This is a genomic window from Paenibacillus sp. P22, assembly GCF_000469945.2.
In the GTDB taxonomy this organism is placed as follows: domain Bacteria; phylum Bacillota; class Bacilli; order Paenibacillales; family Paenibacillaceae; genus Paenibacillus_O; species Paenibacillus_O humicus.
On record NZ_CBRA020000261.1, the window covers coordinates 1 to 17,303 of the forward strand.

15 protein-coding genes and 2 pseudogenes are annotated in these 17,303 nt (G+C 60.7%); 6 read left to right on the forward strand and 11 right to left on the reverse strand.

Annotation, left to right across the window (positions count from 1 at the left end):
• From BN871_RS25175 to BN871_RS25185, 3 genes are all read right to left on the reverse strand, one after another.
• On the reverse strand, positions 1 to 797 hold a 797-nt coding region (locus tag BN871_RS25175; protein WP_048749829.1), incomplete at its 3' end, for an FGGY family carbohydrate kinase.
• A complete protein-coding gene (araD, locus tag BN871_RS25180; RefSeq protein WP_048749830.1) occupies positions 794 to 1,507 on the reverse strand; it encodes an L-ribulose-5-phosphate 4-epimerase in 714 nt (237 codons plus the stop codon). The genes araD and BN871_RS25175, both read right to left, overlap by 4 nt.
• A gap of 134 nt (positions 1,508 to 1,641) precedes the next feature.
• Positions 1,642 to 2,730 (reverse strand): GntR family transcriptional regulator, encoded by a 1,089-nt coding sequence (locus BN871_RS25185; RefSeq protein ID WP_048749831.1) that lies wholly within the window; start codon positions 2,728 to 2,730, stop codon positions 1,642 to 1,644.
• A 344-nt stretch (positions 2,731 to 3,074) separates the two neighbouring features.
• Between BN871_RS25185 and BN871_RS25190 the strand changes: the two genes are divergently transcribed.
• Both BN871_RS25190 and BN871_RS25195 read left to right on the forward strand, forming a co-directional pair.
• Positions 3,075 to 4,586, forward strand: coding sequence for an alpha-N-arabinofuranosidase (locus tag BN871_RS25190; RefSeq protein ID WP_048749832.1), 1,512 nt, complete (start codon positions 3,075 to 3,077; stop codon positions 4,584 to 4,586).
• Between the two features lie 247 nt (positions 4,587 to 4,833).
• Positions 4,834 to 6,066 carry an aminopeptidase gene (locus BN871_RS25195; RefSeq protein ID WP_048749833.1) on the forward strand — a complete coding sequence of 411 codons (1,233 nt, stop codon included), beginning with the start codon at positions 4,834 to 4,836 and terminating at the stop codon, positions 6,064 to 6,066.
• Positions 6,067 to 6,227: 161 nt separating this feature from the next.
• Here BN871_RS25195 and BN871_RS25200 read toward each other — a convergent pair whose 3' ends face one another.
• The 7 genes from BN871_RS25200 to mscL all read right to left on the reverse strand — a co-directional run bounded on the left by BN871_RS25200 (position 6,228) and on the right by mscL (position 13,309).
• Positions 6,228 to 7,322 (reverse strand): Gfo/Idh/MocA family protein, encoded by a 1,095-nt coding sequence (locus BN871_RS25200; protein ID WP_021881291.1) that lies wholly within the window; start codon positions 7,320 to 7,322, stop codon positions 6,228 to 6,230.
• A gap of 31 nt (positions 7,323 to 7,353) precedes the next feature.
• Complete coding sequence (locus BN871_RS25205) at positions 7,354 to 7,986, reverse strand: ThuA domain-containing protein (RefSeq protein WP_021881290.1); 633 nt, start codon at positions 7,984 to 7,986, stop codon at positions 7,354 to 7,356.
• 37 nt (positions 7,987 to 8,023) lie between these two features.
• Positions 8,024 to 9,175, reverse strand: a complete 1,152-nt coding sequence (locus BN871_RS25210) for a Gfo/Idh/MocA family protein (RefSeq protein WP_373864520.1) — start codon at positions 9,173 to 9,175, stop codon at positions 8,024 to 8,026.
• Positions 9,176 to 9,242: 67 nt separating this feature from the next.
• Positions 9,243 to 10,283: a LacI family DNA-binding transcriptional regulator gene (locus tag BN871_RS25215; protein ID WP_048749839.1), complete on the reverse strand. Its 1,041-nt coding sequence runs from the start codon at positions 10,281 to 10,283 to the stop codon at positions 9,243 to 9,245.
• A gap of 194 nt (positions 10,284 to 10,477) precedes the next feature.
• Entirely contained in the window at positions 10,478 to 11,437 is a 960-nt protein-coding gene (locus BN871_RS25220; RefSeq protein WP_069202570.1) for an ABC transporter permease, read from the reverse strand.
• A gap of 254 nt (positions 11,438 to 11,691) precedes the next feature.
• A complete protein-coding gene (locus BN871_RS25225; RefSeq protein WP_048749846.1) occupies positions 11,692 to 12,678 on the reverse strand; it encodes an aldo/keto reductase in 987 nt (328 codons plus the stop codon).
• Between the two features lie 232 nt (positions 12,679 to 12,910).
• Positions 12,911 to 13,309 carry a large conductance mechanosensitive channel protein MscL gene (gene mscL / locus BN871_RS25230; protein WP_048749843.1) on the reverse strand — a complete coding sequence of 133 codons (399 nt, stop codon included), beginning with the start codon at positions 13,307 to 13,309 and terminating at the stop codon, positions 12,911 to 12,913.
• A gap of 163 nt (positions 13,310 to 13,472) precedes the next feature.
• Here mscL and BN871_RS25235 point away from each other — a divergent pair, with 163 nt between their 5' ends.
• The 4 genes and pseudogenes from BN871_RS25235 to BN871_RS30390 form a co-directional block, all read left to right on the forward strand.
• Positions 13,473 to 14,642 (forward strand): oxalate decarboxylase family bicupin, encoded by a 1,170-nt coding sequence (locus BN871_RS25235; RefSeq protein ID WP_048749845.1) that lies wholly within the window; start codon positions 13,473 to 13,475, stop codon positions 14,640 to 14,642.
• A 7-nt stretch (positions 14,643 to 14,649) separates the two neighbouring features.
• A complete protein-coding gene (locus BN871_RS25240; RefSeq protein WP_021881969.1) occupies positions 14,650 to 15,504 on the forward strand; it encodes an alpha/beta fold hydrolase in 855 nt (284 codons plus the stop codon).
• Between the two features lie 247 nt (positions 15,505 to 15,751).
• A complete protein-coding gene (locus BN871_RS25245; protein ID WP_083436655.1) occupies positions 15,752 to 16,402 on the forward strand; it encodes a bifunctional transcriptional activator/DNA repair enzyme AdaA in 651 nt (216 codons plus the stop codon).
• A 19-nt stretch (positions 16,403 to 16,421) separates the two neighbouring features.
• A pseudogene (locus BN871_RS30390) lies at positions 16,422 to 16,808 on the forward strand (methylated-DNA--[protein]-cysteine S-methyltransferase); the annotation flags it as partial.
• 213 nt (positions 16,809 to 17,021) lie between these two features.
• Here BN871_RS30390 and BN871_RS30395 read toward each other — a convergent pair.
• Positions 17,022 to 17,105: pseudogene (locus BN871_RS30395) on the reverse strand (hypothetical protein); the annotation flags it as partial.
• Positions 17,106 to 17,303 lie beyond the last annotated feature (198 nt).

Genomic DNA, 17,303 nt, shown 5'->3' on the forward strand with positions numbered 1-17,303 from the left:
GCCGTGCCCGCGCGCAGGCCGGTCAGCCGGGCCATCGCTTCCGTAAGGCCGCCGACTCTCGTGCCCGGCGGAACGATCTCTCCGCGCAGCTTGGTGGCCGTCAAATCCTCCAGGCGCGGATCCAGCGAGCCGAAGAAGTCGGCGCCCGGATAGCCGTCGCGCTTGTGCCAGGCGGCTTTGTAGCCGGCCGTGCAGCTGTTGCGGACGAAAGCATCGGTCAGCCTGTAAATGACCCAATCCGCCGCTTCCATGAACAGATCGGCCCGTTCGTAAATATCCGGGGCTTCATCGAGTATTTGCCAAACTTTGGCGAGCATCCACTCGGAGGACAGCTTGCCGCCGTAGCGCTGCAGCCAGGCTTCGCCTCTCTGCTCCGCCGCTTCGTTCAGCTTGTTCGCCTCGTCCTGCGCCGCGTGATGCTTCCACAGCTTCACCCAGCTGTGCGGATGGCCCGCATGCTCCGGCAGCAGGCAGAGCGGCGTCCCCGCGCCATCGACAGGCAGCATCGTGCAGGCCGTGAAGTCGATGCCGATGCCGATAATGTCTTCCGGATCGACGCCGGATAGCCGGAGCACCGCCGGAATCGAGCTTCCCAGCACTTCCATGTAGTCCGAAGGATGCTGAAGCGCCCAGTCCGGCTCCAGCTCCAGCCCCGAGCCCGGCAGCCGGCGGTCGATGACATGATGGCGGTACGGTGTGACATGATCCGCGATCTCGGAGCCGTCGACCAGATCGACCAGGACGGCCCGGCCGGACTGCGTCCCGTAATCGACGCCGATGGCGTATTTCCTTTTCATGGCTGCGAGCCCTCCTTGGGAATGGATTGGCCGTAATAAGCGCCCGATCCGTGCTTGCGCAAATAGTGGCGGTCCAGCAGCAGCTCCGACATGCCGGCCAGATCCGGCTTCAGCCGGAAGCTGCGGTAAGCCATCTTGGCCACCTCCTCCAGCACGACGGCGTTATGGACCGCTTCGGACGGATCCTTGCCCCACGTGAACGGAGCATGGCCATGGACGAGGACGCCGGGAATGGCGTCGGGATCGCGGTTCAGGAACGTCTCTGCGATAACCCTTCCCGTCTCCTTCTCATATGCGCCCTCGATCTCCGCGGCGTTCATCGGACGGGTGCAGGGAATCTCGCCGTGAAAATAATCCGCATGGGTCGTGCCGAGAGCCGGTATTCCGAGCCCGGACTGGGCCCAAGCCGTCGCCCAGGAGGAATGGGTATGGACGATGCCGCCGATGGATGGAAAGGACCGGTACAGCACCAGATGGGTCGGCGCGTCCGACGACGGCTTCCACCTTCCCTCCACGACGTTTCCTTTGAGATCCACGACCGCCATGTCGTCCGCCGTCATGTCCTCATAAGGAATCCCGCTAGGCTTGATGACGACAAGGCCGGAGCCGCGGTCGATGCCGCTGACATTGCCCCAGGTGAACGTGACCAGGTTGTAGCGAGGCAGGTCGAGATTGGCTTTGAGCACTTCTTCCTTCAACTGCTGAAGCATAGAGCGAGGCCTCCTTTCGCCGATTCCACCCCATTATATACTTGTATGTACATCTTGGGAATATATGAACCATAAAAAGACCAGCCTGTACATACATCAGGCTGGTCTTGATTCTCGATTCCAATACTAAACCATCACTTTTCCAGGGCTGCCGTGGAATCGCGGATGACAAGCTCCGGCTTGTAGACGAACTCCTTCGCCTCGCCCGGACGGCCTTCGATCAAGCCAAGCAGCGTCTCGGCCGCCTTGATGCCAAGCTCCGCCTTCGGATGCGTGAGGCTCGTCAGCTTGACCGGACCCGCGACCGCATAAGCGGAGTCGTCGAAGCCCGTCAGCGACAGATCGCCGGGCACCGACAGCCCGAGGCCCGCCGCGGCATCGACCAGCCGCACAGCCAGCTCGTCGTTGTAGCAGACGAGAGCGGTCGGACGGCGGTCTCCGGTCAGAAGACGGGAAGCCGCTTCAAGCGGCTTCCCATGCTTGTCCTCGGAGGAGTACAGCACGAGCCGCTCCGGGTGCAGCGGTATTCCCTTCTCTCTGCAGGCTCTCATGAATCCCTTCATCCGCATCGTTCCCTGGATGTCGTCGGTCTTGAAAAAGCCGGCCAGCTCCCGATGGCCGAGGCTGATGAGATGGGAAGCCGCCTCATATCCGCCCGCTTCGTCATCGACCCTAATGCAAGGACAGTCGAGACCCGAATAACGCTCGTTGATCATGACGAACGGAATCCCCTCCAGCTCCAGCCGGATGTACAGGTCCATGTTCGCGTTTCCCTGGGCGCTCTTCGTCGGTTCGATGATGAGCCCGCTTGCCGGGTAGGAAAGCATCCGCTCCAGGCTGTCCCGCTCCTTGAGCTTGTCGTTGTCCGTGCTGGAGAGGAGGAGCCCGCAGCCTCGGCGGCTCAGCTCGCTCTCCGCGCCCCGGACGATATGGGGGAAGATATAGTCGGAAATATACGTCGTCACCATGCCGATCGTCGGCGTGTCTCCGGCGGTGCGTACGCGCAGCCGGGAGACGAACGTCCCCTTGCCTTGGACCCGGTAGAGCAGCCCGTCGTTCACCAGCTCTCCGATCGTCTGCCGGACCGTCTGCCTGCTGAGGCCGAACATGGCCGCGAGTTCGTTTTCCGAGAGCATCTGCTCGTCGGCCTTGTACCGTCCCTCCTGCAGCCAATCTCCAATCTGCTGCTTCAACGCCAAATATTTCGGAACCTTGTCATCCATCCCAGCACCCCGTCGCATATATTTACATGATTATATCATATTTAAGTTGTACATACATGTTTGATGAGCTATGATAAGGCTGGAAAACAAACCCTTCTATATAAAGCGAACATTTGATCGAGCGGAGTCGATGGAATGATTTCTGGAGAAGCAGAGCTTACGAAGCGTTTTTCTCCGAAAACTTGAAGCGTTCGCCTTTAACCCGTATATCCCCTATTCATAGGGATTTTTTCGAGAAATCCGGGTCTAACAGCGATCGGAAGAGCATTCCATCTGCGCAGCGGCCCCTGTTCGTTTCCGTTCAATTTATATAGACCAAATCGATGCGAACGAGGTGCAGGCGAATGGCTCTTCAAGCAAAAATGGCTGTCGACAGGGATTTTGTCATCGGCCGCGTGGACAACCGGCTTTACGGTTCTTTTATCGAGCATCTGGGCCGAGCCGTCTACGGCGGCATCTATGAGCCGGAACATCCTCTCGCGGACAGCAGCGGCTTCCGCCGGGACGTCCTGGACATGGTGAAGAAGCTCCAGGTACCGATTGTCCGCTATCCGGGGGGCAACTTCGTGTCAGCCTATGACTGGAAGGATGGCATCGGCCCCCGGGACAGCCGTCCGAGCCGGCTGGAGCTGGCATGGCGCACGGTGGAGCCGAATCTCGTCGGCATGAACGAATTCGCCGACTGGGCGAAGGCGGCCGGAACCGATGTCATGTGGGCGATCAATCTCGGCACCCAGGGCATGGAGGATGCCCGGCAGGCGATCGAATACGCCAACCATCCGGGAGGCAGCTATTGGAGCGATCTGAGGATTTCCCACGGCTATAAGGAGCCCCATGGAATCAAAACCTGGTGTCTCGGCAACGAGATGGACGGTCCATGGCAGATTGGCCAGAAGACCGCCGCCGAATACGGCAGAGCCGCATCGGAAGCCGCCAAGGCGATGCGTCAGGTCGATCCTTCCATCGAGCTGGTCGCCTGCGGCAGCTCCGGCCTTGGCATGCCTACCTTTGCAGAATGGGAAGCGACGGTGCTCGACCTGTCCTATGACCAGGTGGACTACCTGTCGCTGCACCAATACTACGGCAATCATGAAGGCGACACCCCCACTTTCCTGGCGCGGTCGCTTCAGATGGACGAGTTCATTGAAAGCGTTGTCGCGATCTGCGATTACGTCAAAGCCAAAAAGCGCAGCAAAAAGCGGATCCACCTGAGCTTCGACGAGTGGAACGTCTGGTATCATTCCAATGAATCCGACCGCAAGCTGGACCCTTGGCAGATCGCTCCCCCGCAGCTTGAAGACGTCTACAACATGGAGGATGCGCTCGTCGTCGGCTGCATGCTGATCTCGCTGCTCAAGCATGCCGACCGCGTCCATATCGGCTGTCTCGCCCAGCTCGTCAACGTCATCGCGCCCATCATGACCGAGAACGGAGGCAGCGCCTGGGCGCAAAGCATTTATTATCCGTACTTGCACGCTTCCCTTTTCGGCCGCGGCCAGGCGCTCGTGCCCCTGATCCGCTCTCCCAAATACGACACCAAAGAAATCACCGATGTTCCTTATCTGGAGTCCGTCGCCGTCCATCGCGAGGAAACCGGCGAAATCACGATCTTCGCCGTCAACCGCAGCCTGGACGAGGAGCTGCTGACGGAAATCGACCTCCGCAGCTTCGGGACATGCTCCTTGATCGAGCATATCGTGCTCGACAATCCCGATCTCAAGGCGTTCAATACAGCGGCTAGGCCCGACACGGTCCTTCCCCGCACGGGCGGAAGCTCGACCGTGGACGGCTCCAAGGTCGCCGCTTCCCTGCCGAAGGCTTCCTGGAACGTGATCCGTCTCCGGACCATTTCGTAAGCCGATTGCAGGTTGCAGGAATGACAAGCAAGGGACTCCGGCGGACGCTGCCGGAGTCCCTTCAGGTTTTTTTCGTTCCCTCATCATCCATCGGTCGCTGATTCCGAGCGGCTCCTTGTTCCACACCTAAGATGAAAACGCTTTAAACCGCATCCGCTCATCCGGTCCCCGATTGGAACCTTGGCCCGGACCGACTATAATAGAATAGATTTCCTGTTCAACCTACTCTATTTCTATGGGGGTTCCTATGCGACCTACTCAACAGCAATTGGAAAACTACGCCGACATTATCGTCCGCGTCGGTGTCAACGTGCAGCCGAATCAGAAAGTCGTCGTCATGGCTCCGATCACCGCCGCGCCTCTCGTTCGGCTGGTGTCGTCCAGAGCGTATGCAGCCGGTGCCCGCGACGTCCACGTCGAGTACAATGACGAGGAGCTGACCCGCATCCGCTTCAAGCAGGCGCCGGAGGAGAGCTTCTCGGAATATCCGGCATGGCGCGCCAATGCCATGAAAGGGTTCGCCGACGAAGGCGCCGCCTTCATCCAGATCTACTCCCCGAACCCGGACCTGCTGAACGATATCGATCCGGACCGGATGGCGACCAGCTCCAAGACGGCATCAACCGCTCTCGCTCCTTACCGCAATGCGCTGATGAACCACGAGAACGCCTGGACGCTCGTATCCTACGCCACTCCGGAATGGTCCGCCAAAGTATTCCCGGGCATTCCCGTAGAAGAAGCGGTCGAGAAGCTGTGGGACAGAATCATCGATGCCACCCGGATCGGTCTCGACAATCCGGTCTCGGCATGGGAAGAGCATAACGCCACCCTGCTGTCCATGGTCGACCGGCTCAACGCCAAGCGCTATGCGGAGCTCCGCTATACGGCTCCCGGCACGGAGCTGACAATCGGACTTCCGGATGGCCATCTCTGGCTCGGAGGAAGCAAGGAAAATTCGCGCGGCGTCATGTTCAATCCGAACATGCCGACGGAGGAAGTGTTCACAATGCCGCACAAGGATCGGGTGAACGGAACCGTTCGCAGCACGAAGCCGCTGAACTACAATGGACAGGTCATCGACGGCTTCTCCTTGACGTTCAAGGACGGCAAAGTCGTCGAGTTTTCCGCCGAGCAAGGCTACGAGACGCTGTCCAAGCTGCTCGCGACCGACGAAGGCGCCGTGCAGCTCGGCGAAGTCGCGCTTGTGCCGAACGATTCCCCGATCTCGAATTCCGGCATTACCTTCTTCAATACTCTGTACGACGAGAACGCATCCTGCCATCTCGCTCTCGGCCAAGCCTATCCGGTCAACCTGGAAGGCGGCTCGGACCTGTCTCCCGAGGAGCTGGCTGCCCGCGGCTCCAACCGCAGCCTCGTCCATGAGGACTTCATGATCGGCTCGCCGGAGATGGACATCGACGGCGTCACGCAGGACGGCAAGATCGAGCCGATCTTCCGCGCCGGCAACTGGGCTCTCTAGGTTAAAAACCCGGCCTATCAGGAAACTAAAACAAAAAGCAATCCGGAAGCCAGGCTTCCGGATTGCTTTTTGTTCTTCAGCGGCATTGGAGGAGGAATCCGCCGGCGCTGTTCGGCAGACGAGTCGGAAGCAGCATCGCCGGCAGCCTGTGCTTCCATCCCTTACTTCGCTTCCGCAGCCTCAGGCATCGCTTCCGGACGGGAGCAGCTGCTGACCATCTCGTAGTGCCTGCCCTCGGCGGAGGCGTCATGGAAGCCGTGCATCGCCTCCAGCACATGGTAGGCCATCTCGCCGCTGGCGCGATGCGGAATTCCCTCCGCGATGGAGCGGGCCAGGTCGGCCACGCCGATGCCGCGGTTGTTGTCCGTGAAGCCGTGCGTGAGCGGAATCTCTTCCGCCGCATCGGCTCCCTGCCTGCGCAGCCGGACGACGCCCCCGAAATTATTGGGATCCGGAACGAGCAGCGTGCCTGCCGTGCCGTAAATCTCGATATTCGGCAGCGTTCCCCCGACCGGGGTGTCGAAGCTCGTAATGAGCGTGCCGACCGTGCCGTTCTCGAAGTCGATCACCCCGGCGATATGGGTCGGAACCTCGACGTCGATCACTTCTCCGCGCTTGGGCTCGCTGCGGACGGTCCGCTGCGGATGCGAGACGACTGCCGAGCCGGTCACCCTGCGGATCGGACCGAGCAGATTCACGAGAGCGGTCAAATAGTACGGGCCCATGTCGAACATCGGTCCGCCGCCCTTCTTGTAGTAGAAGGCCGGATCGGGATGCCAGCTCTCGTGGCCGCCGCTCAGCATGAAGCCGACTGCGGCGATCGGACGGCCGATCGCTCCGTCGTCGATCAGCTTGCGGCAGGTCTGGATGGCGCCGCCGAGGAACGTTTCGGGAGCGCTAGCCACCCGGAGCCCTTTGCTGGCGGCCAGCTCAAGAACCTGACGGCCCTCCTCGCGCGTGACGGCGAGCGGCTTCTCCACATACACATGCTTGCCGGCTTCCAGCGCAGCCAGGCATACCGGGGCATGGGCCTGCGGAATCGTCAAGTTGACGACGATTCCGATCTCCGGATCTGCGAGCAGCTCTTCCACTGTATAGGCATGGGGAATGCCGTATTCCTCCGCCATGGCGCGCGCTCTGGAGGGATCCATGTCGGCGCAGGCCGCCAGCTCCACCTCGGGATACTGCTTCAGGTTCGTGAAATAGATGCGGCTGATGTTGCCGCAGCCGATGACGCCGACTTTAATGGGGTTCATAGTATTGGGGCCTCCTTGGGCTGTCGTTGTTCTAGGCTTGCGGACGGGCGGCCCACAGGAAGCCCCGTCTCATCAGTTCGAGCACCGGAGGCATCTCGACGATATTGGCCTGATGTCCGAGCGTATTGTGGTAGACGCGTCCTTGGCCCCATGTCTTCGTCCAGACGACGGGCATCTTGACGCCGTCGAAGTCGGTCGCCGCATGTACGGTGATGGCTGGATCGACGTGCATGTAGTATTTTTCCGAGGAAACCTCGAAATCTCCGATTCCCTCTGTCAAAGGATCGTCCGGGCGGCTCATGCTCACCTCGTATCTCACCCCGTCGTTGCCGGGATGCGCGACCCATTGTCCGCCGACCATATGCTGATATTCGACTTCATTGCGGAAGGCGTCGCTCATCCCTCCGTGGCAGCCGGCGATGCCGCAGCCGGCCTGCACCGCATCCAGCAGCGGGCGCAGCTGCTCCTGAGCGATGCTGCCCATCGTCCAGATCGGGACGATCAGATCGAGCGAGATCATCAGCTCCGCGTCCTTGAAGCTGTCCAGCGTATCCGAGACGACAACGTCGAATTGTTCCTTGCCCAGCAGCTCCGCGAAAATCGCGGCCACCTCTTTCGGCTGATGGCCGTCCCATCCGCCCTGCACGATCAATGCTTTTCTCATAGTGCACCCGCCTTTGTCCTCATATCGTTTTGGAGCTTCACGCTTCCTGCATTTCCTGTAGGGCTACCCAGCGTCGCTCCGCGATGGAACGGTCGACCGCCTCCAGCACCTCCTGGCATTTGACGCCGTCGACGAAATTCGGCGAAGGCTGGCGGTCTTCATGAATGGCGGTGAACAGCTCCAGCATCTCATGCGTGAACGTATGCTCGAATCCGATCGTATGCCCTGCCGGCCACCAGGCGTTGATATACGCATGCGGAGCATCGGTGACGAGCACCCGGCGGAAGCCTTGCACATCGTCCGCATCGTCGGTGAAATACACCTGCAGCTCGTTCATCCGCTCGAAATCGAAAATGACGCTGCCTTTGCTGCCGTTGATCTCGAAGGAATTGGTGCTCCGATGACCCGCCGCGAAGCGGGTCGCCTCGAAGCTGCCGAGCGCGCCGCCCTCGAAGCGGGCGAGGAACAGCGTCGCGTCGTCGACCGTGACCGGACCGCGCGGAGCGTCCTTGTCGCCCTTGGCGCTCAGTCCCGTCATCTCGGCGGCGATGGGCCGGTCCTTGACGAAAGTTTCGCTCATGCCGATCACCTCGCTGAACTCTCCCACCAGGTAACGGGCCATGTCGATCAGGTGGGCGCCGAGATCGCCATGCGATCCGGAGCCGGCGATATCCTTCTGCAGCCTCCATACGAGCGGGAAGTCCGGATCCAGAATCCAGTCCTGAAGGAACCAGGCGCGGAAATGATAGATTTGGCCGAGCCGTCCTTCATCGATCAGCTTCTTGACGAGCTGCACGGCCGGCGAGAACCGGTAGTTGAAGCCGACCATATGCTTGATTCCGGCTTGACGGGCCGCCTCCAGCATCTCCCTCGCATCCGGCAACGACAGAGCGAGCGGCTTCTCGCAGAACAGATGCTTGCCTGCTGCCGCTGCGGCCAGCGCGATTTCCTTGTGCGCATCGCTCGGAGCGTTGATGTCGATCAGGTCGAGATCGTCCCGCTGGACGAGCCGTCTCCAATCCGTCTCGGCTTCCTCCCAGCCGAACTGGGCGCGGGCCTGCTCGACGGCTGCGGCATCGCGGCCGCAGAGAACCTTCAGCTCCGGACCCGCAGGGGCATCCGGGAAAAACATCGGCAGGGCGCGATAGGCATTGCTATGCGCCTTGCCCATGAACTTGTAGCCAACCATCCCAACCTTGATCTTCTTCACCGACATCATCTCCTTCAATGGATTCTGTTGTCTGCTTGCCTTCGCCTCATGGACGGCCGGGGCGGTACAACAGCGTCGAATCCCTCGCCGCCAGCCTCGTAGCCAGCATGAGCTCATGGGAAGGCGCGATGCCGCCCTCCGCCTCGCCGATCGCCCGCAGCGCAGCCTGCCGGCCGACTTCGTCGAAAGGGACCGCCACGGAAGTAAGCTGCGGGCTCGTCATGGAAGCTCCATCCGAGCCGTCATATCCGGCGAGCGCGTAATCCCTTCCGGCCTGGATCCCTTTCTCCAGCAAGCCTTGCATGATGCCGATCGCCATCCGGTCGTTGCCGGCATACACGCTGTCGGCCTGTCCGCTCCGCAGCAGCTCCTCTACCCGAGAGGCAAGCGCCAGGCCGCTCTTGCGGCTGTACTTGCCTTCAAGAACGATATGCGGCGACAGCGGCAGATCCGCCTGCTCCAACCCCTCCACATAGCCGGCATACCGGTCTCCGCTGTTGGAATACTGCGCAGGACCGCCGACAAAGGCAATGCTGCGGCAGCCGAGTCCGTGCAGATGGGCTACCGTCTGCCGGCTCCCTGCGGCATGATCTCCGTCTGCCGTCCGATGCTCCAGTCCTTCGAACCGCTGGCCTGCGACGGCGTAGGGATAGCCGGCCGTCTCCAGCTCCATCAGCGCCTCCCTCTCTCCCGGAATCCCGCTCGAACCGAGCACGATGCAGGCATCCGCCTTGCGGGATCGGAACAAGCCGGCATATGGACTTGCATCTCCCGGCTGCCGGAAGATCAGCAGCAGATTCAGCCCCCGCTCGCCGGCCGCAAGACCGATACCGCCGAGCAGCTGCGAGAAGTAGAAGGTGGAGAAGAGCGGCACGTTCGGCATGAACGGCAGCACGACGCCCAGGTTTCCGCTCCTCTTCTTCGCGAACTGCCGGGCGATGTCGCTAGGCACATAACCCAGCGCGTCCGCCGCCTCCAGCACCTTGAGCCGGGTTGCCTCCTTGATCGGCCCCGTCCCGCTCAGCACCCGCGACACGGTCGCCTCGGATACGCCCGCGAGCTTGGCGACTTCCGTCCTTTTTGTCATTCCACAGCCTCATTTGCCTTAAATATATACTCATGTACGCGTGTACATTTTTTTCATGAAAACGCTCTTATGTCAATGCAATCCTGCGACAACAAAGCGATGAATGGCGCAATAGCGAACAAAAAAAACCCGGCATGGCCGGGGGGATGAATCAAATGAACGGCATCGTTTGCGAATGGGCCGCGCCGCGTCACCTATCCCGTCTTCCTGCCGAACCGGATCCGCGGATCCAGCAGCAGATAGATCATATCCGCGATCCAGGAAAATAGGACAACGAGAGCGGTAACGAGGAGGATGACGGCGATCAGCAGCGGATGGTTGCGCGAAAGAGCGGCGTAAACCATCAGCGATCCGAGACCGCCCCAATTGAACACGTTCTCGACGATGGCCGAGCCGCTGACCAGCATCGGCAGATCCATCGCGGCAAGAGTAACGACGGGGATCATGGCGTTTTTGAGTCCATGCACAAGGATGACCCGTTTTTCGGGAACGCCTTTTGCCCGGGCAGTCTGCAGATAGTCCAAAGGAAGCACCTCCTGCAGGCTGGAGCGGATGAACTTGAGATACACGGCGACGATGCCCAGCATCAAGGTCGCCACGGGCAGAACCATATGCTGAAGCAGATCCGGCAGGTTCCCTTCCATTCCGGGAGTATGCATGCTGCTTGGAGGAAGCCAGAGCAGGTTCATGGCAAACAGCTGACGCAGCCAGATGCCGGCGGCGCTGGCTGGCAAGGCGAAGCCGGCAAGCGCGAGCATGGCTGCCGCCCGGTCCGACAGGCCGCCCGGCCGGCGGCTGTTGTAGATCGCCAGCGGAAACGCGATCATGAGCGCAAGAAGCCACGCGGTGCCGATCAGAATCAGGCTGTTCTGCGCATACTTCCAGATGTAGCCGCTGATCGGATACATCTGGTAATCCAGGCCGAGCGCTCCATGACGGAGACCTTTGAGCCAGGCCCAATACTGCTCCAGAAAGGGCAGATCGAGTCCGAGCGCATGCTTCCGGGCATCCACGAGCTGCTTCTGCTCCAGCGTCATTCCGATCGTCGACCACATGTCGCCGGGCATTTCATGAATCAAATAAAAGCATGAAGCGGACACGATCAACAGGACGACAATGGATTGAAGCGTTCTGCGAATGATGAATTCCCACATATCGGACCCTCGCTTGCCGGCAGGAATGGATGGCGGAGGCGCGGACTCCTGCGCATTCGCGACCACCTGCCCATAGTTACCATCTTCTGTTCAATTACAATCTTCTGCTCTATTGCAATCTTCTGCTCGATTGCAATCTTCTGTTCAATTACAATCTCCTGCTCCATTAATTACAATCTCCTGCTAAATACACCATTTCCTGCTCATCTTCTGCTTGCTCCAGAGCATTCACAGCCTTGTGGCATAGAAGATGGCTACAGATTGACGGTTTTCATGCCGTCCTCGGCGTACCGCTCGCCATGCGCCGCTCCGCGCGGGGCGACCTCCTCGATCCGGCTCCGATCTCCGTCCGTCAGCCCGATATGGACCGCTCCGATGTTCTCCTCCAGATAGCTGCGGCGCTTCGTCCCCGGGATCGGAACGATGTCGTCGCCCTGCGACAGCAGCCAGGCAAGCGCCAGCTGGGAAGGCCTGCAGCCTTTCGCCGCCGCAATGTCGCGGACCCGGTCCACCAGCTCCAGATTCCTGCCGAAGTTCTCTCCCTGGAAGCGGGGAGAGTGGCGGCGGTAATCGTCCTGCGGCAAATCGTCGAACGCTTGGATCTGGCCGGTCAGGAAACCTCTGCCGAGCGGCGAATAGGGAACGAAGCCGATGCCGAGCTCGCGGCAGAGCGGGAGGATCTCGTCCTCGACATCCCGGCTCCACAGGGAATATTCCGTCTGAAGCGCAGAGATGGGATGCACGGCGCTGGCGCGTCGGATCGTATCCGGAGCGGCTTCCGACAGGCCGAGAAAGCGGACCTTGCCTTCCTTGACCAGCTCCGCCATCGCCCCGACCGTCTCCTCGATCGGCGTATCGGGATCAACCCGATGCTGATAGTACAGATCGATATGATCGGTTCCAAGACGCCGCAGGCTGGCCTCGCAGGCCGCGCGGACATAATCGGGACGGCCGCTCACCCCGAGCCTTGACCCGTCCTCCGCTCTGCGGATGCCGAACTTGGTCGCGATGGCCGCGTCGTACCTTCTGCCTTTGACGGCTTGTCCGACCAGCTCCTCATTGGCTCCGACGCCGTACATGTCCGCCGTGTCCAGGAGCGTCACGCCGAGCTCCAGCGCGCGGTGGATCGTGGAGATCGACTCCGCTTCGTCCCGGCCCCCGTAGAAATCCGACATGCCCATGCAGCCGAGTCCCAGCGCCGATACTTCCAAACCTTCTTTTCCCAGCATCCGTTTCTGCATGCAGAATTCGCCTCCCATTCATTTTGCCAAACCGGCAGCGGCCCATCCTTCCGGCCGTCCATGCGCCGTCCAATCGTTATGCTGCAGCCTCCGCAATGCCAGCGTGTCCGTCTTGCTGAAGCTTCCATAATGCTGGAGTTTCCATCATGCCAGAGTCTCCGTCTTGCTAAAGCCTCCGCCATACCAGAATGTCCGTCTTGCCGGAGCCTCCCATGCCGGAGTCTCCGTCTCGCTAGAGCTTGCCCTGCCGGTCCTTCAGCAAATCGCGGATTTCGATCAGCAGCTTCTCCTCGCCCGTCAGGACGGGATCCTGCCTCTTCGGCAGCTCTTCCTCATGATGCCGCTTGCGCTTGAGGCCGGTGAGCAGCCGGATGAACAGGAAAATGGAGAACGAAACGATGAAGAAGTCGATCACGCTCTGGAGGAACAATCCATAGGCGAGCGTAGTATCTCCGAATGTCGCCTTGAGCCCGGAGACGTCGACGCCTCCGAACAGCATGCCGATCAGCGGCGTCAGAATGTCCGCCACGAGCGAGCTGACGATTTTGCCGAAGGCCGCCCCGATGATGACGGCGATAGCAAGATCCAGGATGTTGCCTTTGAGCGCGAACGCCTTGAATTCCTTCCACAAAGGGACCCTCACTCCTGTTCCATTATAGGTTGTCTATTTCCCACGTCCTTCCATTTTAACTCCATTCGGCTTCTGCCGCCAGATACATATCCGGCGGAAAGCCGGCGTAAGGTAGCACATAGCGGCAGAAACTGAGCCTGCCACCGGAAAAGGAGTCCATGCCATGAACAATGAGCGCCAATCCATGCCGGTTCCCGAGCCCATGCGAGCGGATGGAGCCGGCGGGCCTGACAAAGGCCCCCGCAACCTTATGCGCGATCTGCAAAATCCCGATCTGCTCGTCCCCCCGCCAACGGACAACGGCCTCATCCCGAATCTGAGATTCTCCTTCTCGGATGCGCATATGCAGCTGAACCAGGGCGGTTGGTCGCGCGAGGTGACCATCCGGGAGCTCCCCGCAGCGACAACGCTTGCCGGAGTCAATATGAGCCTCATTCCGGGAGGAGTCCGGGAGCTTCACTGGCATCAGCAGGCCGAATGGTCTTATATGCTCCTCGGAAGCGCCCGGATTACCGCCATCGACTGGCAAGGCCGCAATTTCATCGCCGACGTCGGTCCCGGAGATCTGTGGTACTTTCCGCCGGGGCTGCCCCATTCCATCCAAGGGCTGGAGGAAGGCTGCGAATTCCTGCTCGTCTTCGACGACGGCCATTTCTCGGATCTGAACACCCTCTCCATCTCCGATTGGTTCGCCCATACTCCCAAGGACGTGCTGGCCGAGAACTTCGGCGTTCCGGCGAGCGCGTTCGATTCCATTCCGCCCGGACAGGTCTACATCTACCGCGACCGGGTGCCGGGTCCCGTCCAAAGCCAGGAAATTCAGTCGCCATACGGCTCCGTCCCGTTTCCTTTCAAGCATTCGCTGCTCGCCCAGACTCCTCTCACGACACCGGGCGGCAGCGTGAGGATCGCAGATTCGACCAACTTCCTGGCATCCAAGACGATCGCGGCCGCGCTGGTCGAAATCAAGCCGGGAGGCATGCGCGAGCTTCATTGGCATCCCAACCAGGATGAATGGCAGTATTACTTGGCCGGACAGGGCCGCATGACCGTATTCGGCGCCGGCGGCAAAGCGAGGACCTTCGATTACAGAGCCGGCGACGTCGGCTACGTCCCTTTCGCCTTCGGCCATTACATCCAGAACACCGGAACCTCCACGCTCTGGTTTCTGGAAATGTTCCGCAGCAGCCGCTTCGAGGATATTTCCCTCAACCAGTGGATGGCGCTGACGCCTCGCCAGCTCGTCAAAAGCAACCTCCATGTCGGAGACGAGGTCATCGATTGCCTCCGGAAAGTCAAATGGCCCGTCGTGCCGGGACCGGATAAGGAGTGAGAGCCGAATGCATCCCGAACGCTTTTTTGCGCAGGATCGGTTTCCCTACGCCTGGATGGCTGCTTATCCTCCCCTGCCTCCTATCCGCAGCCTGTACCGAAGCGGCAGCCAGCAGGGCGAGCCTGCGCCGAGTCTGACCTTTGTCCTCGTCCATGGGTCCTGGGCGGACGCCAGCTATTGGAGCGAGGTTGCATCCGAGCTGAGAAGGCAAGGCCACATCGTCCATGTGCCGGAATATCCCGGTCATGGCCCGGATTATAATCCCGGCGTTACGCATGAAGCCATTACCCGAGCGGTGGCGGCAACCATTACGGGCTGCGGCCTCTCCGATGTGCGGCTCGTCGGCCACAGCTTCGGAGGAAGCGTCATTCAGAAAACCGCCGAGCTCGTGCCGGACCGAATCCGCAGAATCATCTTCATGAACGCGTTCGTCCTGAAGGACGGCCAATCGGTCGCAGACGAGCTCCCTCCTCCCGTGCAGCAATCGTTCATCCAGCTCAGGCAGTCTTCCTCCGACGATACGATCATGCTTCCGTACCCGCTGTTCAGGGATACGTTCGCGAATCTGGCCGACAAAAGACTCGCCGATCATCTGTACAGCAGGATGGTTCCGGAGCCGGCGAAACCTCTCTTCGAGAAGCTCGACCTGAAGAAATTCTATGGACTCGAAATTCCGAGAAGCTACCTGTACCTCACGACCGACGGCGTGCTGCCGCAAGGAGAAGGCTACGGCTGGCATCCTCACATGTCCGGACGTCTCGGGGTGTTCCGGCTGATCAAAACGGAAGGCGACCATATGTCCACCGTCAAAACCGCTCCGGCGCGCATCGCGGCCAGCCTGTACGAAGCTGCCAGGGATTGAAGGGAAGCCGGAGCGAGCCATTCCTCCAGCAGTCGGTGCAGCCGGTGAAGCAGGCGGCGAGGCAGCCGGCGAGTGCAGCCGGCAAGGGCAGCCGGCGAGGCAGCCGGCCAGCCTGACGTTGCCAGACTGGCCGAGAGTCCCTTAGGGGACTTTTTTTTAGTTGGACGGTTTCGCAATCTTGCGCTCCTATCCGGGATGCCGCACAAACGCGCTTGAAGGCGTTATACTGATGAAGGAGGTGAACCTGATGCGGATAACGGATTCAATCGGCTTCGGGCTGCGGGAAGACGGGGGCGGCAGCTCCCTCGGTGAGCCGCAGCTGCTGGGCGACAGTGAATGGGAAGCCGTGGCAGCATGCGACGGCTCGAGAGACGGGGAATTTTTCTACGCGGTCAGGACGACCGGAATATTCTGCAGGCCTTCCTGCCGGTCCAGGCTGCCGAACCGGGAGAACGCCGGCTTGTTCCGAACGTTCGGCGAAGCGCTCGCCGCCGGCTACCGCCCTTGCAAGCGATGCAGGCCGACGGGAGAGCTCGTGCCTGACGAGGACTGGATCACCCTGGCCCAAAGATTCATCCGCGCTCATTATGCCGAGCGCCTGACCTTGGAAGCTCTCGCGGCCGCATGCCACGGCTCGCCGTTCCACCTCCACCGGACGTTCCATAAAATCGTGGGCGTCACGCCCGTTGAATACATCCAGCAGGTTCGGGCCGAAGCCGCCAAGGAGCTGCTGCTGTCCACGGATCTGCCCGTCGCTGCCGTAGGCAAGCGCTGCGGCTGGCCCAACACGCCTTATTTCACGACTTTGTTCAAAAAAATGACGGGCATGACTCCGGCTGCTTACCGCCGGAATGCCGCCGACAGGAAAGGGGAACGGATTCATGAGCGCACAAAATGAGGTTATCGTCTATTGGTCCATGCTCCGTCACGGAGATTGGGAGCTTCATCTGGCCGCAACCGAAGAAGGGTTGGCATTCGTCGGCTCGCGGGATGGAGGGGAAGCCGAAATGACGGCGTGGACAAGCGCCCGCATGCCGGGATCGAGGCTCGTTCGAAGCGAGGAGAAGCTTCATCCCTACGCGGACGAGCTGCTTCAATACTTGGAGGGCAGGCGCGATGCGTTCACGCTGCCGTTCGCGATGAGCGGAACGCCGTTCCAGCTCGCGGTATGGGAGGCGCTCAAGAGCATTCCTTATGGAGATACCGAGTCGTACTCCGGAATCGCGGACCGGATCGGCAGGCCTTCCGCAGTCCGGGCCGTCGGCGCCGCGATCGGCGCCAACCCCGTGCTGATCGCCGTGCCCTGCCACAGGGTCATCGGCAAGGGCGGCGCGCTTACCGGCTACCGGGGCGGGATGGAAAGTGAAGGACGACGCTGTTGGAACTGGAGCGAGCGCGAAGGGCCTGTAATCAAGGGAAGGCATAGCAAAAGCAGCGCCTCGGGACATGGAAACGGTCCCGGGGGTCCCGCACGATCGGATCTGCCCTGCCGCGAGCAGCAGCTCTACGCAGTCATATCGCCCGTTGTAGGAGGCGATCATGAGCGGCGTCTCTCCGTCCGAATGGCAAGTATGGACCGGCTCTGCGCCCGCATCCAGCAGGAGCCTTCAAAATCCTCGCATGACCCGTACATGCATACTGGCGACAGCACCGATCGGCCGGATACATAGCGCACGTTCGGATCCGCCCCTTTTTCCCAGCCTAGCCAGCCATTCACAGCCCGCTTCCTTCAATTCCCCTTCGGGACGCCCGCCCAGAACAGAGGCGTATTCCCCGTCCCTGTTCGCCCCGTCAATGGG

What these genes read in the sequence shown, in the direction of transcription:
- BN871_RS25245 (WP_083436655.1), top strand. Translation starts at nt 15,752, where the DNA reads ATGCGGATAACGGATTCAATCGGCTTCGGGCTGCGGGAAGACGGGGGC.
- BN871_RS25240 (WP_021881969.1), top strand. Translation starts at nt 14,650, where the DNA reads ATGCATCCCGAACGCTTTTTTGCGCAGGATCGGTTTCCCTACGCCTGG.
- BN871_RS25195 (WP_048749833.1), top strand. Translation starts at nt 4,834, where the DNA reads ATGCGACCTACTCAACAGCAATTGGAAAACTACGCCGACATTATCGTC.
- araD (WP_048749830.1), bottom strand. Translation starts at nt 1,507, where the DNA reads ATGCTTCAGCAGTTGAAGGAAGAAGTGCTCAAAGCCAATCTCGACCTG.
- BN871_RS25205 (WP_021881290.1), bottom strand. Translation starts at nt 7,986, where the DNA reads ATGAGAAAAGCATTGATCGTGCAGGGCGGATGGGACGGCCATCAGCCG.
- BN871_RS25210 (WP_373864520.1), bottom strand. Translation starts at nt 9,175, where the DNA reads ATGGTTGGCTACAAGTTCATGGGCAAGGCGCATAGCAATGCCTATCGC.
- BN871_RS25215 (WP_048749839.1), bottom strand. Translation starts at nt 10,283, where the DNA reads ATGACAAAAAGGACGGAAGTCGCCAAGCTCGCGGGCGTATCCGAGGCG.
- BN871_RS25190 (WP_048749832.1), top strand. Translation starts at nt 3,075, where the DNA reads ATGGCTCTTCAAGCAAAAATGGCTGTCGACAGGGATTTTGTCATCGGC.
- BN871_RS25225 (WP_048749846.1), bottom strand. Translation starts at nt 12,678, where the DNA reads ATGCAGAAACGGATGCTGGGAAAAGAAGGTTTGGAAGTATCGGCGCTG.
- BN871_RS25220 (WP_069202570.1), bottom strand. Translation starts at nt 11,437, where the DNA reads ATGTGGGAATTCATCATTCGCAGAACGCTTCAATCCATTGTCGTCCTG.
- BN871_RS25235 (WP_048749845.1), top strand. Translation starts at nt 13,473, where the DNA reads ATGAACAATGAGCGCCAATCCATGCCGGTTCCCGAGCCCATGCGAGCG.
- BN871_RS25200 (WP_021881291.1), bottom strand. Translation starts at nt 7,322, where the DNA reads ATGAACCCCATTAAAGTCGGCGTCATCGGCTGCGGCAACATCAGCCGC.
- BN871_RS25185 (WP_048749831.1), bottom strand. Translation starts at nt 2,730, where the DNA reads ATGGATGACAAGGTTCCGAAATATTTGGCGTTGAAGCAGCAGATTGGA.